Raw genomic sequence first — 13083 nt, 5'->3', positions numbered from 1 at the left:
GCTGCGAGTCAGTCGACGACATTCCGACGCACGCCTTCCACCCGAACCGTCGAGATGGTCGAAGGCTCGGACGGATTGTCCTCAGGCCCCCAGCGCCTCAGCCGCTCATCGCTCCTCCGGAGTGCATCGAGATCGATGCGTCCTTCCGCCAGAGCCTCCTTGGCGCAAGCAAGCACGCGATGGAACTGGGTCCCGTCATAAGCCACCAGCAAGAGATCGGCGCCGCCATTGAGCGCTTCCACAACGGCTTTGCACAGATCATTGCCATAGACCGCCCCCATGACCAGATCATCCGTCACGATCACGCCCTGATAGTTCCAGCGGCCGCGAATGAGGCCATCGAGCACGGCCTTGGAATGTGAGGCAGGCCGCTCTGGATCGATCGCATCGACCATCACGTGACCGACCATCATTGCCGCGTGCGAGCCCTGCAGCACTTGTCGGAACGGCCGCCAATCCGACTGTTCCAACACATCGACTGCCGTGTCGAGCTGTGCTGAGAAGTGATGCGTGTCCGCTGCGACGCGCCCCAGGCCAGGGAAATGCTTCACCGCCGCGCGAACACCGCTTGCTTCCAGGCCGCGGACATAACCAAGCGCGATGTCGCCGACCACCGTGGGATCGTTGGAGATCGCGCGCCGGCCGATCAAGGTGTGGAAGTCCAGTCGGTTGCGCGTCCAACTCGGGCGAAGGTCGACGACAGGAGCCAGATTGAAGGTGATGCCCGCAGCCGCGAGCGCCTCACCTTGGGTACGTCCCATCGCGAACGCATCCTGCGCGCGGCGAGAGCCCGGCAGATCGGCCAGCGTCGCGAGGCCGGGCATGTTCGGCAGGGTCGGAGACAGGTGTGCGACAGTGCCTCCCTCCTGATCCGCCGCAACCAGCAGGGGCGACAGCCCGGCGCTCCGGCGCTCGGCCTGCAATCGCGCGATCTCGGCGCGCAATTGAGGCTCGGTCCGGCCACGTACGTTGTGGTGTGTCACATAGACGCCCGCGATCAATCCCTGTCGCGCCAGCGCGGCGGCGTCGTCCACGGCCGTGTAGCCGACGATGAAATGCCGGCCGAGCAGATGCGCCACGTCCGGGGGCGTGCGGAACGTCTCGTACTTGCGCCAAGCAAACATGAACTGCGTCGACGTCAGCATGATCAGCGGAACACACCATGCCACGACGAGAGCGCGTCCGGCGGCATCCCGCCGCCACCGACCGCCGAGCATCAGTAGCAGCGGAACGGCAAGTCCTATGAAAAGCAGGGCCGCGTGGCCACTGCCCCGCAGCCGAACCAGATAGGGCTCGTTGCTGTTCAGCGTGACGAAAATGAAGAGCAGAGCGAGAAGCCAGAGAACCGCGGTCCTGATACGTCCGAGCATGTGTGCAGCCGATCATCCCAGGGAAAGACAACCATTGCGTAACAATCACGCTTCCCCTGCGCCAGATGTGGAATCGCGTCTGCACGAAATCTGCAAACAAATCCTGAAATGCTGCAGACCGTCTCCGGCACCGCTGCACGCGCGGGGGTCATGCTCGCTTCATCGGCGGGGGCTGCCGACCGAGTCGTGACTCAACCAAGGACTACTTCAATGAAAGGCTCCGCCGAGCTGACGGCTTCCCCAGAGGCATCTGAGTCCATGTGGCACAGGTTCATCATCGCGATCGGCCTGCTCGGGCTCGCCGACATCCTGCTTTACGACCAGACGCTAGGCCTCTCCTTCCCGATCTTTGCGGCAGCGCTCTTCGCAGCCAGCCTCCTCGCCAATCACGACCGGATCCACCGTCCGCGCGCGATTCTTGCGAATATCGTCCTCGTTGCAGGCCTGTTGCCCGCGATCGATGACCTGACGACGTTGTCGGTATTGATCGTCGTCCTTGGGACGATATCGGCCGTCGCCCTGTCGACAGATCCGGCCGCCGAAGGACTTCTCGTGCCGCTGAGCGCAGCACGGCAACTTCTTCTGATCGGACCGTTCCAACTGATCCCCGATACTTTGGCCACGCTTCGTGCCAACGATTTTGCACGCATCGTGCTGACCTGGAGCATCCCCCTCGCCCTCAGCCTCGTCTTCATTCTCCTGTTCGCGGCAGCCAATCCCGTCATCGAGCAATGGCTCGACGAACTGCATCCTCAGCACATTGCGTCGAGCCTGAGCGTAGGCCGTCCCATCTTCTGGCTCCTGATGGTGTCCCTGATCTGGCCATTCATCAACTTGCGCTGGCGCCAACGAGGCAAGACGCAACGTCCTCCGATCGATCTCGATGGCGACCAGGCGCCGTCGGTCGTCAGCCCCCTCCTCAACCAGCAGACCGTCGTCCGCTCCTTGATTCTGTTCAACCTGCTGTTTGCGATCCAGACCGCCCTGGATGGCGTCTATCTGTGGGGACATGCGGCGCTTCCCAACGGAATGACTTACGCGACCTACGCCCACCGAGGCGCCTACCCGCTGATCGCTACGGCACTTCTGGCGGCCGCCTTTGTCATCGCCGCCGTCCGCTCGGGACAGGAGGGGTCGCGGCTCATCCGCTCGCTCGTCTATCTCTGGGTCGGACAGAACGTGATGCTGGTCGTATCCTCGATTCAGCGGGTCCACATCTATATCGAGAGCTATCTCCTGACGCAGTGGCGCATCGCAGCTCTGATATGGATGGCGCTGGTCGCCGTGGGACTGATCCTGATCATGGCGCGGATCATTCTGGAGAAGCCCAATGCATGGCTCGTGCGCATGAACCTGCTTGCGCTCGCGGCGACGCTCTACGGCTGCGCGCTGGTCAATTTCAACGGGCTGATCGCCGACTACAACGTGACCAACAGCCGTGAGGCAGGACGCAGCGGCTCTGCCATCGATAGGGACTATCTCTCCAGCCTCGGTACCCCAGCCCTGCCGGCCGTGCGGCGGGCCATGTTGCTGTTGCCGCAGGACGCCGGTCTGCCCCGGATCCACAACCGGCTGCTGGACCAGCAGGTGGCCGAAATGGCGTCGTGGCGATCCTGGAGTTATCGCGGCTGGCGCTTGCAGCGCTATCTCGATAGACATCCTCTAACGCAGAATCCCAGTTGATGCCTCGCCGCGGAGCCCTGGCCGTGTCCCCCCGAATCCTCATTGTCGACGATGACGCGCACATCCGCGAGGTTCTGCGTGTCGCCGTGAGCAAGGCCGGCATGGCGGTGACGGAGGCGGCCGACGGTCGGGCCGCGCTGGTCAGTTTCGCCGAGGACCGGCCCGACCTCATCGTGCTCGACGTCGGCATGCCGGAGTTCGACGGGCTCGAAGTCTGCCGGCGCATCCGCCGGACCTCGCAGGTGCCGATCCTGTTCCTGTCGGCACGCGACGAGGAGATTGACCGCATTCTCGGGCTCGAGATCGGCGGCGACGACTACGTGACCAAGCCGTTCAGCCCGCGCGAGCTCGTTGCCCGAGTCAACGTCATTCTCCGCCGGGTCAACTCCGGTGCTGCGGATCGTTCGCTCGAACCGGAGGAGCTGGCGCACGGCAGGCTTCGTCTCGACCCGCAGCAGCATCTGGCGCGCTTCGGCGATACGCCGCTGACGCTCACAGCGCTGGAGTTCAGCATCCTGCGCACGCTGATGACGCGTCCTGCAGTCGTTTTCAGTCGCGAGCAGATCATGACCGCCGCCTATCAGCTCAACATCCAGGTCTCCGACCGAACGATCGACAGCCACATCCGCAACATCAGAGCGAAGCTCGCAGCCGCGCATTGCGAGGACGCGATCGAGACCGTCCATGGCGTGGGCTTCCGGCTCGGCCGCTGCGGCGCCCCATGATCGCGCCCAAGCCCAAGGCGAAATGGCGTCCGTCGCTGGGACAGATCGTCTTCGGCGTGCTGGCACTGGTCGCCACCCTGCCCCTGGTCGGGCTGTTCTTCTTTCGCATCTACGACAACCAGCTGATCCGTCAGACACAGGCGGAGCTGATCGCGCAGAGCCGTGTGCTCGCGGCGGTCTTTGCCGAGGAGGTGTCCGCGCGCCTTGCCGCTGGCCTTCCGCTCGGCGCCGAAGTCCCGCCCGAGGCACGCCCCGAATCCGCAGACGAGGTGACACCCATCCGTCCCCTGCTCGATCTGCTGGCCAACGATCTGTTCGTCCGCCGCCCGGACGCCCGCGACGCGATCCATCCTGCGGATCCCGCCTATGTCGCGATCGGCGCGCGGTTGCTTCCGATCGTCAGGGAGACGCAGAAGGTCACCTTGGCCGGATTCCGTGTGCTCGATCCGCAAGGCGTCGTGATCGCCGGCCGCGATGAAATGGGCAAGTCACTCGCCCATGTCGATGAAGTGGCCGTCGCGCTGAAGGGACGCTACAGCGCTGCACTCCGCATTCGTATCCCCGACAAGACGCCGCCACCGATCTATTCGATCAGCCGCGGCGTCGGCGTTCATGTCTTCTCGGCCATGCCGGTGGTCGTCAACGATCGCGTCGCCGGCGTCATCTACACCTCGCGGACGCCCCGCAACATCTTCGAGCATCTTTATCAAGAGCGCGGCAAGTTCGTTGCCGCAGGCTCCGCCATTGTCCTCACGACGCTGCTGGTTGGCCTCATCGTGGCACGCACGATCACACGGCCGATGCGCGAGCTGGTCGATCGCGCCGGCAGGATCGGACGCAACGATCCCGGCGGTTTCCGCCCGCTCGCCCATTACGGCACCCGCGACTTCGCGGAGCTCGCCGAGCACTTCTTCGCCATGGCCGAGCAACTGGCCCAACGCTCCAACTACATCCGGAGCTTTTCCGCGCATCTGACGCACGAGCTCAAATCGCCGCTGACCTCGATCAAGGGCGCAGCCGAGCTGCTGCTCGACTCTCTGGCCAGCCCTTCCGAGACCTTGACACGCGCCGAGCAGGAGAAATTCCTCACCAACATCCTTGGCGACGCCGACCGCCTCGCGGCGCTGGCCCAACGCTTGCGCGAGCTGGCACGGGCGGAGACGGTGTCGACGGTCGAGGCCGGTAGCATAGCCGAGGCCGTCAGCACGCTGCGAGCGCGTTTCCCCTCGACTGTCATCGAGACGTCCGGCCCGGTCGAGCGCAGCACCACGCTCCCGAACGAGACCGTGCTGATCGTGCTCACGCATCTCGTTGACAACGCCGTCCGGCATGGCGCCCGGCGCATCCGCCTCGCGGCCGAGGAGAGCAAGGAGATGCTGATCGTCATCGCCAGCAATGACGGCGATCCGATCTCGCCGGAGAACCGCGACCGCATCTTCGATGCCTTCTTCACGACCCGGCGCGACAGCGGCGGTACCGGCATGGGGCTGTCGATCGTGCGCGCCATCATGGCAAGCCATGGCGGCGAGATCTCGCTGCGGCCGGGCGACAACGGTGTTGCGTTCGAGCTGCGGCTGCCGATCGAAGGCCCCATGACGTCGACCTGAGATAGCGCAGTCTATTGGCGCCGCGTCAGAGTTGCCTCCGGTCGGTTCGTGGCAGCCGGCAATCCCCACCTCATTCAAGTCCCCGTCGGCGAAGATCTTCTCCCATTCGTTTGTATACGAGCAATGTATGCCACGGTGCCGCCGGCTGCATGGACCGGCCGAGAATGCCGCAGATCTGCATCGCAATTCGCAAATGACTTGGACCCGCGATCCGCGTAATCTTCGCCGCGATTGCACCATCGGCCAGCGTCCCCGCTTGGCCTTCGGGAGACCTTGATGAATTCGAGCCGTTTCGAGATCAGCCGCCGGACCGCCCTCCTGACCTCCGCCGCCATCGCCGCGAACGTGGTCAATCCATTCCGGGCCTTCGCCCAGGAGACCCCGCGCAAAGGCGGCGTATTCAACGTGCATTACGGCGCCGAGCAGCGCCAGCTCAACCCGAGCCTCCAGGCATCGACCGGCGTCTACATCATCGGAGGCAAGATCCAGGAGAACCTCGTCGACCTCGATGCCAAGGGCCAGCCGGTCGGCGTGCTTGCCGAGAGCTGGGAGGCGACGCCGGATGGCAAGACCGTCGCTTTCAAGCTGCGCAAGGGCATCACCTGGCATGACGGCAAGCCATTCACGTCGGAGGACGTCGCCTTCACCGCGATGAACATGTGGAAGAAGATCCTCAACTACGGATCGACCTTGCAGCTGTTCCTGACAGCGGTCGACACCCCGGATCCGCAGACCGCGATCTTCCGCTACGAGCGGCCGATGCCGCTCAACCTGCTCCTGCGCGCGCTACCCGATCTCGGCTACATCTCGGCCAAGCACATCTATGAGAGCGGCGACATCCGGCAGAACCCCGCCAACCTCGCCCCCGTCGGCACCGGTCCGTTCAAGTTCGTGAAGTACGAGCGCGGGCAATACATCATGGCCGAGCGCAACACCGATTATTGGCGGCCGAACGCGCCCTACCTCGATCGCATCGTGTGGAAAGTGATCACTGACCGCGCCGCCGCAGCCGCGCAGATGGAGGCCGGCGAGTTGCACTACAGCCCGTTCTCTGGCCTGACCATCTCCGACATGGCGCGGCTCGGCAAGGACAAGCGCTTCATCGTCTCGACGAAGGGCAACGAGGGCAACGCGCGCACCAACACGCTCGAGTTCAACGTCCGCCGCAAGGAGCTGGCGGATGTCAGGGTCCGCCGCGCCATCGCGCATGCGATCAACGTTCCCTTCTTCATCGAGAACTTCCTCGGCGATTTCGCCAAGCTGGGCACCGGCCCGATCCCGTCGACCTCGACCGACTTCTACCCCGGCGCTAATACGCCGCAATATCCCTACGACAAGGCCAAGGCGGCAGCGCTCTTGGACGAGGCGGGCTACAAGCCCGGCGCCGGCGGCACCCGCTTCTCGCTGCGGCTGCTGCCCGCGCCATGGGGCGAGGACATCTCGCTGTGGTCGACCTTCCTCCAGCAATCGCTGGGCGAGGTCGGCATCGCGATCGAGATCGTGCGCAACGATGGCGGCGGTTTCCTCAAGCAGGTCTATGACGAGCACGCCTTCGATCTCGCGACCGGCTGGCACCAGTATCGCAACGATCCGGCCGTCTCGACCACGGTCTGGTACCGCTCCGGGCAGCCCAAGGGCGCGCCGTGGACCAACCAGTGGGGGTGGGACGACGCCAAGGTCGACAAGATCATCGATGACGCGGCGACCGAGGTCGATCCGGCCAAGCGCAAGGCGCTCTATGCCGATTTCGTGCGCGAGGCCAATACCGAGCTGCCGGTGTGGATGCCGATCGAGCAGATCTTCGTCACCGTGATCACGGCCAAGGCGCGCAACCACTCGAACACGCCGCGCTGGGGATCGTCGAGCTGGCACGATCTGTGGCTTTCCGCCTGAGCCGGAATCCGTCAGGATAAGGCCATGCGCATCTTGAGCCTTGCGGGGCGGCGGCTCGCCGCCTCGATCCCCACCCTGTTCCTGATCCTGATCGGCGTCTTTCTCCTGCTGCAACTCGCGCCGGGCGACACGGTCGACGCGATGATGGCCCAGATGGGCGGCGGCGATGCTGCGACTGCCCGCGAGTTGCGCCGCTTCTATGGGCTGGATCTGTCGGTCCCGATGCAGCTGGCCAATTACCTGTGGCGGCTGGTGCGCCTCGATCTCGGATTCTCCGCGATCTACGGCAAGCCCGTCGCCGCCGTGATCCTGGAGCGGCTGCCGCCGACCCTGCTGTTGATGACTTCGTCCCTGTCCTTTGCCTTTTTCTTCGGTCTTGTCTTCGGGGTGATCGCTGCGCGCGACGTCAACCGGTGGCCCGACACGCTGATCTCCACCGTGGGGTTGATCTTCTACGCTACCCCGTCGTTCTGGTTTGGTCTGATGGCCATCGTCGTGTTCTCGATCTACCTGCAGTGGCTGCCAGCCGGCGGCTTCGAGGATATCGGCGCGGTCACGAACGGCCTCTGGCGCGTGCTCGACATCGCCCGCCACCTGGTGTTGCCGTCCTTGACGCTCGGCCTGATCTTCCTGGCCATCTATCTGCGCATCATGCGCGCATCCATGCTCGAGGTCCAGAACCTCGATTTCGTCCGCACCGCACGTGCCAAGGGCCTCGACGAGACCCGCATCATCACCCGCCACGTTCTGCGCAACGCGCTGCTGCCGATGGTCACGCTGATCGGACTGCAGGCGGGGACGATGCTCGGCGGCTCCGTCGTCGTCGAGACCGTGTTCTCGCTGCCTGGCCTCGGACGCCTTGCCTATGAATCGGTGGTCCAGCGCGATCTCAACACCCTGCTCGGCATCGTGTTCGTCTCCGCGCTCCTGGTGATTGCGGTCAACTTCATCACCGATCTGCTCTATGCGCGGCTCGACCCGCGCATCACGGCGGAGAACTGAGCATGGACGCCGTGAAACGCTATTTCCGCAGTCCCTCCGCGGTGTTCGGCCTGATCCTGCTTCTTGTGGTGGTGGGCATGGCGATCAGCGCCGGCTATCTCTATCCGCGCGATCCGCTCGCGCTCGCCGGGCGTCCGCTGATCTGGCCGTTCGCCAATCCGCGTTTCCTGCTCGGCACCGACAATTCCGGCCGCGACATTGCCGCCCAGATCTTTCATGGCGCCCGCATCTCGCTCCTGATCGGCGGCGTCGCGACGCTGATTGCCGTGGCGATCGGCGTCATGGTCGGCGCGCTCGCGGGCTACTACGGCGGATGGGTCGACAACATCCTGATGCGCATCACCGAGGCCTTCCAGACGCTGCCGAACTTCGTGCTGCTGCTGGTACTGGTGGCGGTGTTCGGCTCGACCTTGACGACTGTCACGATCGCGGTTGGCATCGTGTCGTGGCCCGCGCCAGCGCGGCTGACCCGGGCGGAGTTCCTGTCGCTGCGCGGCCGCGAATTCGTCCAGGCCGGCCGCACGCTCGGCATGCGCGACACCCAGCTGATACTGGGCGAGATCCTGCCCAACGCGCTGCCCCCGGTGATCGTCTATGCCGGCGTCGTGATGGCGGTCGCGATCCTCCTGGAGAGTGCACTCGCCTTCCTGCGGCTGTCCGACGCCAACGTCGCCTCCTGGGGCAACCTGATCGGTCTCGGGCGCGATGTGCTGCGCGTGCAGTGGTACGTGTCGGCGATCCCCGGCGTTGCCATCCTCATCACCGTGCTTGCGGTGTCGCTGGTCGGCCAGGGTCTCAACGATGCACTGAACCCGCGGCTGAAGCAGCGATGAGTCCAGCACAGCCCGTTCTGACCGTCGATCGCCTCAGCGTTCGTCTGCCGAAAGGCGCCGACCGCACGCATGCCATCTCCGAGGTCTCGCTTGCGATCGCCGAAAACGAGATCGTCTGCATCGTCGGCGAATCCGGCTCCGGCAAGTCGATGATGGCCAATGCCATCATGCGGCTGCTGCCCGACGGTGTAGGCACGGATGGCGGACGCATCCTGTTTACCGGGCGCGATCTCTGCACCGCCACGGCGGCCGAGATGCGCAGGATTCGCGGCGCCGAGATCGCGATGGTGTTCCAGGAGCCGATGACCGCGCTCAATCCGTTGCGCACGATCGGCGACCAGATCGGCGAGGTCTTCGACATCCATACCGATCTCTCCAAGGCCGAGATCAGGTCGCGCGTGCTGTCCCTGTTGTCCGACGTCCATATTCCCGATCCGCCGCGCGCGGGGAAGGCGTATCCGCACGAGTTGTCCGGCGGCCAACGCCAGCGCGCGATGATCGCCATGGCCTTGGCGCTCGATCCGAAGCTGCTGATCGCCGACGAGCCGACCACGGCGCTCGATGTCACGACGCAGGCCCAGATCCTCAAGCTGATCCGCGAGCTGCAGCAGCGGCGCAAGACCGCGGTGCTGTTCATCACCCACGATTTCGGAGTCGTCGCCGAGATCGCCGACCGCGTCGTCGTGATGCAGCATGGGATCGTCGTCGAACAGGGCGCGGCGGCGGATATCCTGCAACGGCCGCAGCATGACTACACCAGGCAGTTGATCGCCGCGGTGCCGCCCGTGGCGGCGCCCCCGGCACGCGAGCTGTCGGACCGGACGATCCTCACCATCTCCGGCGTCTCGAAGACCTATCGCACCGGTGGCTTCCTCGGCCGCGGCGAGCGCGTCACCCATGCGGTCAGGGACGTCTCGCTCGCACTGCCAAAGGGCGCAACGCTCGGCATTGTCGGCGAATCGGGCTCCGGAAAATCCACCCTCGCCCGCTGCATCATCCGCCTCATCGATCCCGATGCAGGAACGATCCTGCTCGACGGTCAGGACTGGGCTCGCCTCTCGCGCAGCGAGGTCAGAAGCCGGACCCAGCAGATGCAGATGGTGTTTCAGGACCCGTTCGCCTCGCTGAACCCGCGGCGCAAGGCGGTCGAGCTGGTGGCGCAGGGACCGATCGTGCATGGCACCGCCCGAGACCAGGCGCTGACCGAGGCGCGCGAGCTGTTCAGCCTGGTGGGGCTCGACCCGTCCGCCGCCGATCGCTTCCCGCATGAGTTCTCCGGAGGTCAGCGTCAGCGCATCGGGCTGGCGCGCGCGCTGGCACTGAGGCCCAAGGTGCTGGTCGCGGACGAACCGGTGTCCGCGCTCGACGTCTCCGTCCAGGCGCAGGTGTTGAAGCTGCTGACCAGCCTGCGCGAGCGGCTCGACCTGTCGATCATCTTCATCACGCATGACTTGCGCGTTGCAGCCCAGATCTGCGATCTGGTCGCGGTCATGAAGGACGGCGTCGTCGTCGAGCATGGACCCACGCACGACGTGTTCGGCAACCCGCAGCATCCGTATACGCAGGCTCTGCTCGAGGCCATTCCGGGCGGCGACTTCGCCCGGACCGAACATCCCACGTCTTAGCCGATCTCACGCGCGTCGCGATATCGGTACAAGAGCAGCATCAGCGGCGCGAACGGACGCAGCAGGGCGTGCGCCGGAATGGTGACCGGCTCCGTGAACGGCAGCGCCAGCTCGTTGGCGGGTACGCCACGCACGGCCTTTGCCAGCTCAGCGCCGAGCGGAATCGTGAGCGCCACGGCCCGGCCGTTACAGCCGGTCCAGCCATAGGCATCAGGACCGAGGCGATGCATGCGCGGCATGTAGTCCGTGGTCATGCCGACATAGCCGTTCCAGACGTAGTCGAATTTGACCTCGCCGATAACAGGCCACAACCGTTGCAGACGCGCGGCAACCCGCGCCTTCAGCCGCTCGGCCTTGTTGCCGGGACCGATGACGGCGCCGCCGGTGACCAGTCGGTTGCGGGCGTCGTAACGCGCAAAATAGAGTTCGCCATGGGTATCGGACATCGCCTGCCGCGCCGGGATGACCGTCTTCCGCACATTGTCCGACAGCGGCTGCGTCGCCATCTGCCAGGACAGCACCGGCATCACCTCATGGGCAATGGCCGGAGCGAGAGCCTTGGAAAACTCGCCGCTATAGGCATTGCTCGCCAGCACCAGCGCGCGCGCCGACACTTCGCCCTGCACGGTGCGCACGACCCAGCGATCCCCCCGCCGCTCGAAATCGATCACCGGAGAGCGCGCGTAGATGCGGCCCCCAAGGCTCAGCACCGTTCGGGCCAGCCCGCGCGCGAGCGCCAGCGGATTGATGTGGCCGCCGGTCCTGTTCCAGAAGCCGCCATGCCACGCGTCCGAGCCGAGCATGTCGCGCGTCTGGTCGCGTGAGAGCAGCTCGACATCGGCGCCGAACTTCGACCACTGCTTGAATCGACGCTCGGCGATCTTGATCCGCCCGGGCGAATGCACCGGCTGCACCCACCCGGCCTGCTCATGCTCCGCATCGATCCTGTAGCGCCTGACGGTCTCGAACAGCGCGGAAGCGCTGTCGCGCAGCATCGCAACGAAGCGCTCGCCGGCAGCGCCGTGACGGGCGATGAGATCCTCGGGATCCGGGCGAGACAGTGTCGGGATCACCTGGCCGTTGTTCCGGCCCGAGGCGCCCCAGCCCGGCTCCATCGCCTCGACGATCGCGACATCGACGCCGGCCTCGCGCAGATGCAGTGCCGTCGACAAGCCGGTGAAGCCGCCGCCGATGATCACGACATCGGCCTGCAAGCTGCCCTGTAGCACGGGCAGATCAGGGCTAGGCGGGGTCTGTGCCGTCCACAAGGACGGCGGCCATTGAACGTTCTCTGCGGTCATGCTCATGGAGGACAGCTCATCCTTGCTGATCGACCAACATCCCGGAGGTCGATCTTGCCTTGCGCCCAGCGCCCCGCAGCGCCGGTTGCGGCGCATGGGTCGATTGGGCATAGTTCGGCCGCCAATATGCCAAGTTCGCTGCAAGGAGACAAACGCGTGGCCCTCAAGAATGTCATCGGTATCGATCACGCGGTCGTCGTGGTGAAGGATCTCGACGCGGCGGCGGAGACCTGGAAGCGGCTGGGTTTTACGCTGTCTCCACGCGGCACGCACAGCGCCAAGATGGGATCCGGCAATTACACCATCATGCTCGATCCGGACTACATCGAGCTGCTCGGCATCCTCGCCGAGACCGACCATAACGTTCCGACCCGCAACTTCCTCGCCCAGCGCGGCGAAGGCATCGAGCGCATCGCCTTCACGGCAATCGATTCCGCGGCCGGCGCCGAGGAAATTCGCGCGAAGGGCTTCGAGCCGATTGGTCCCATCGACTTCGAGCGTCCGGTGCCGCTGCCCGACGGCAGCATCTCGGCCGCGAAATTCCGCGTGTTTCAATGGCCGGTCGCGGAGGCTCCGGGCGGCCTGCGCATCTTCGCCTGCCAACACAAGACGCGCGAAACGGTGTGGATCCCGGAACTGATGCGCCATGCCAACGCCGCCAGGCAACTGAAGCAGGCGCTGATCGTGACGCCGGACCCGGCCAAGGATGCGGCTCACCTGTCGCGCCTGATCGATCGCGACGGGCGAGACGAAGCCGACGGCGCCGTGACCGTCACCTCGGGCGGTGACCGCGCCGATTTCGTGTTCCTGACCAGGGATCAACTCGCAGCGCGCTATCCGGGCGTGTCGCTTGCCGGTCTGCCGGAGCGGGGCGGCGCCGGCCTGGTGCTGGCCTCACATGATCTGACCACGACCGAAAAGGCTCTGCGGGCTGCAGCCGTGCGCAGCGGTGCGAGCCTGGTCGTGCCGCCCGCATCGGCCACGGGCACTCTGCTCGCTTTCGTGGCCGGCTGAGCGCCGGACTGCGGCCGCGCGCGTCGCGGC

General features: G+C 65.4%; 10 protein-coding genes. 8 read left to right on the top strand and 2 right to left on the bottom strand.

The window, feature by feature from the left end; genetic code table 11:
* Positions 1–8: 8 nt before the first annotated feature.
* Positions 9–1370, bottom strand: coding sequence for a glycoside hydrolase family 3 N-terminal domain-containing protein (locus tag QW881_RS16265; protein WP_315756595.1), 1362 nt, complete (start codon positions 1368–1370; stop codon positions 9–11).
* A 210-nt stretch (positions 1371–1580) separates the two neighbouring features.
* Between QW881_RS16265 and QW881_RS16260 the strand changes: the two genes are divergently transcribed.
* The 7 genes from QW881_RS16260 to QW881_RS16230 all read left to right on the top strand — a co-directional run bounded on the left by QW881_RS16260 (position 1581) and on the right by QW881_RS16230 (position 10738).
* Positions 1581–3053, top strand: coding sequence for a DUF4173 domain-containing protein (locus tag QW881_RS16260; RefSeq protein ID WP_315756596.1), 1473 nt, complete (start codon positions 1581–1583; stop codon positions 3051–3053).
* 23 nt (positions 3054–3076) lie between these two features.
* Positions 3077–3778 carry a response regulator transcription factor gene (locus tag QW881_RS16255; protein WP_315756597.1) on the top strand — a complete coding sequence of 234 codons (702 nt, stop codon included), beginning with the start codon at positions 3077–3079 and terminating at the stop codon, positions 3776–3778.
* Entirely contained in the window at positions 3775–5385 is a 1611-nt protein-coding gene (locus QW881_RS16250) for an ATP-binding protein (RefSeq protein WP_315756598.1), read from the top strand. The genes QW881_RS16255 and QW881_RS16250 overlap by 4 nt, the downstream gene beginning before the upstream one ends.
* A 276-nt stretch (positions 5386–5661) precedes the next feature.
* Entirely contained in the window at positions 5662–7278 is a 1617-nt protein-coding gene (locus QW881_RS16245; protein ID WP_315756599.1) for an ABC transporter substrate-binding protein, read from the top strand.
* Between the two features lie 24 nt (positions 7279–7302).
* A complete protein-coding gene (locus tag QW881_RS16240) occupies positions 7303–8280 on the top strand; it encodes an ABC transporter permease (protein WP_315756600.1) in 978 nt (325 codons plus the stop codon).
* A gap of 2 nt (positions 8281–8282) precedes the next feature.
* Complete coding sequence (locus QW881_RS16235; RefSeq protein WP_315738080.1) at positions 8283–9113, top strand: ABC transporter permease; 831 nt, start codon at positions 8283–8285, stop codon at positions 9111–9113.
* Positions 9110–10738: an ABC transporter ATP-binding protein gene (locus QW881_RS16230; RefSeq protein WP_315756601.1), complete on the top strand. Its 1629-nt coding sequence runs from the start codon at positions 9110–9112 to the stop codon at positions 10736–10738. Before QW881_RS16235 ends, QW881_RS16230 begins: the two co-directional genes overlap by 4 nt.
* Here QW881_RS16230 and QW881_RS16225 read toward each other — a convergent pair.
* Complete coding sequence (locus QW881_RS16225) at positions 10735–12045, bottom strand: NAD(P)/FAD-dependent oxidoreductase (protein WP_316158535.1); 1311 nt, start codon at positions 12043–12045, stop codon at positions 10735–10737. The two genes, QW881_RS16230 and QW881_RS16225, sit on opposite strands and share 4 nt — an antisense overlap.
* A 150-nt stretch (positions 12046–12195) precedes the next feature.
* On the opposite strand from QW881_RS16225, the gene QW881_RS16220 reads away from it, so the two are divergent.
* The gene (locus QW881_RS16220) at positions 12196–13053 is read left to right on the top strand and encodes a VOC family protein (protein ID WP_316158534.1); all 858 of its coding nucleotides are present in this window, start codon (positions 12196–12198) and stop codon (positions 13051–13053) included.
* The last annotated feature ends 30 nt before the right edge of the window (positions 13054–13083 follow it).

The sequence above is a fragment of the Bradyrhizobium sp. SZCCHNS3016 genome (genome assembly GCF_032484535.1).
GTDB lineage: Bacteria > Pseudomonadota > Alphaproteobacteria > Rhizobiales > Xanthobacteraceae > Bradyrhizobium.
This window is presented reverse-complemented; position numbering and strand designations above follow the sequence as displayed.

Coding starts and splice junctions, on each gene's coding strand:
- QW881_RS16230 (WP_315756601.1), top strand. CDS start 9,110: ATGAGTCCAGCACAGCCCGTTCTGACCGTCGATCGCCTCAGCGTTCGT.
- QW881_RS16265 (WP_315756595.1), bottom strand. CDS start 1,370: ATGCTCGGACGTATCAGGACCGCGGTTCTCTGGCTTCTCGCTCTGCTC.
- QW881_RS16260 (WP_315756596.1), top strand. CDS start 1,581: ATGAAAGGCTCCGCCGAGCTGACGGCTTCCCCAGAGGCATCTGAGTCC.
- QW881_RS16245 (WP_315756599.1), top strand. CDS start 5,662: ATGAATTCGAGCCGTTTCGAGATCAGCCGCCGGACCGCCCTCCTGACC.
- QW881_RS16250 (WP_315756598.1), top strand. CDS start 3,775: ATGATCGCGCCCAAGCCCAAGGCGAAATGGCGTCCGTCGCTGGGACAG.
- QW881_RS16225 (WP_316158535.1), bottom strand. CDS start 12,045: ATGAGCATGACCGCAGAGAACGTTCAATGGCCGCCGTCCTTGTGGACG.
- QW881_RS16240 (WP_315756600.1), top strand. CDS start 7,303: ATGCGCATCTTGAGCCTTGCGGGGCGGCGGCTCGCCGCCTCGATCCCC.
- QW881_RS16235 (WP_315738080.1), top strand. CDS start 8,283: ATGGACGCCGTGAAACGCTATTTCCGCAGTCCCTCCGCGGTGTTCGGC.